Origin of the sequence: Sulfuricurvum sp., assembly GCF_049305995.1 — a bacterium.
In the GTDB taxonomy this organism is placed as follows: domain Bacteria; phylum Campylobacterota; class Campylobacteria; order Campylobacterales; family Sulfurimonadaceae; genus Sulfuricurvum.
On record NZ_JBAQPS010000149.1, the window covers coordinates 1 to 1,532 of the forward strand.

Sequence of the window (1,532 nt, forward strand, 5' to 3'; positions counted from 1 at the left end):
GTGAATTACTTCACTTTCTCCATGTATTCACCCTCAACGGTATTAACACGGATGAGATCACCCTCTAGTACATGGTAAGGAACTTGAACCACAGCACCTGTTTCGAGAGTAGCCGGTTTTTTAGAACCGCTTGAGGTGTCACCTTTAAAGTTTGGCGGAGTTTCAACGATTTTGAGTTCCATGATTTCAGGAGCTTCAACACTGATCGCATTGCCATTATGGAAGATCATTTGAACACTGGTGCCGTCTTTGATCCATTTCATCGCATCTTCACATTGATCGTAAGTTAGACCGAGTTGCTCATAGCTTTCGTTATCCATAAATTGAAGCATTTCGCCATCGTCATACAAAAATTGCATCGTTGTATGAACAAGATTAGGTACTTCGAATTTATCCCCCGCATGGATCGTTTTTTCGATCACTTTACCGTTGATAAAACTCTTTACTTTACAACGGACGAACGCCGCCCCTTTGCCGGGTTTAACGTGTTGGAATTCGACTACTTTATACGGTACGCCCGTAATCTCCAAACGTACACCTTTTTTGATATCACCCATACCGATTGTTGCCATCAGGAAACCTTTTGCATCTTTATTTGTCCGAATTTTACCCGAAACTGCACCGAATTTCAAACCCAATGTAACTTATCGTAGGATTTTACCCGTTATCTCTTCTCTATTTTGAGGGCTTTTAGCTCTATTAAATCCGTTAATGTGTATAATATTCCTTATACAATTAATTATAATCACAAATACATTACAAGGAATCATACGTATGAAAGCCTTTTCTATCCTTTTCAGTACTACCCTTTTAATCGGGGCCTGCCCTCTCATGGGAGTGGGTCTTTCACTTCCTGCAGCACTCGAAATTTTGGAGAATAACAACCTCGAAATCAAAGCCGCTAATTTGGATCTGCAAAGCGCACGGAGTGATGTCAATATCGCTAAAGGGTATAACTACGGTTCATTGGACTTTACCCAGAATGCTCTACGTTCCAACGACGCCGGAAATGTTTTCGGTTTTAAACTCAGTTCTCGCGAAGCGGACTTCGGAGATTTTGGGGCACAAGAATTTATGGCAAGTACTGCGAATCCAGGTGGACCAGACTACGTAACACCACCTAAAAATCTCAACTACCCCAGCTACCAAAACTATTTCCAAAGCAAACTGACCTATATGGTTCCTCTATATACCGGAGGAAAACTAAGCGCATACAGTGATATCAGTGAAAAGATGGAACATATCAAAAAACTCGATGCAACACAGGTAAAAACCGAAAAAATCTATGAAACTCGTAAAAGTTATTACGATATGTCATTACTCCAAAACAGTATCGATCATATGAAAATGATTCATAAAAATATCTCGACACTGGAACACACAACCCAAATGATGATTACCGAAGGGTATGCAAAGAAAGTCGATCTTCTTGAGGTGGAAGCACGTAAAGCAAACGTCGAACGCAGTATCACCGAGATGGAAGCCAATAAAAAGCTCCTCTACCACTATCTCAGTTTTCTCTTAAATACCCC

At 40.7% G+C, this 1,532-nt stretch carries 2 protein-coding genes; one reads left to right on the forward strand and one right to left on the reverse strand.

Features of this window, described 5'->3' with window-relative positions:
* Positions 1-5: 5 nt before the first annotated feature.
* A complete protein-coding gene (efp, locus tag WA010_RS05030; RefSeq protein ID WP_422556054.1) occupies positions 6-572 on the reverse strand; it encodes an elongation factor P in 567 nt (188 codons plus the stop codon).
* Between the two features lie 202 nt (positions 573-774).
* On the opposite strand from efp, the gene WA010_RS05035 reads away from it, so the two are divergent.
* Positions 775-1,532 (forward strand): TolC family protein (locus tag WA010_RS05035; RefSeq protein ID WP_422556055.1); only part of this gene is annotated, 758 nt, incomplete at its 3' end.

Bases quoted from the DNA above. Each gene is read 5' to 3' on its own strand.
- efp (WP_422556054.1), bottom strand. From the start codon at position 572: ATGGCAACAATCGGTATGGGTGATATCAAAAAAGGTGTACGTTTGGAG.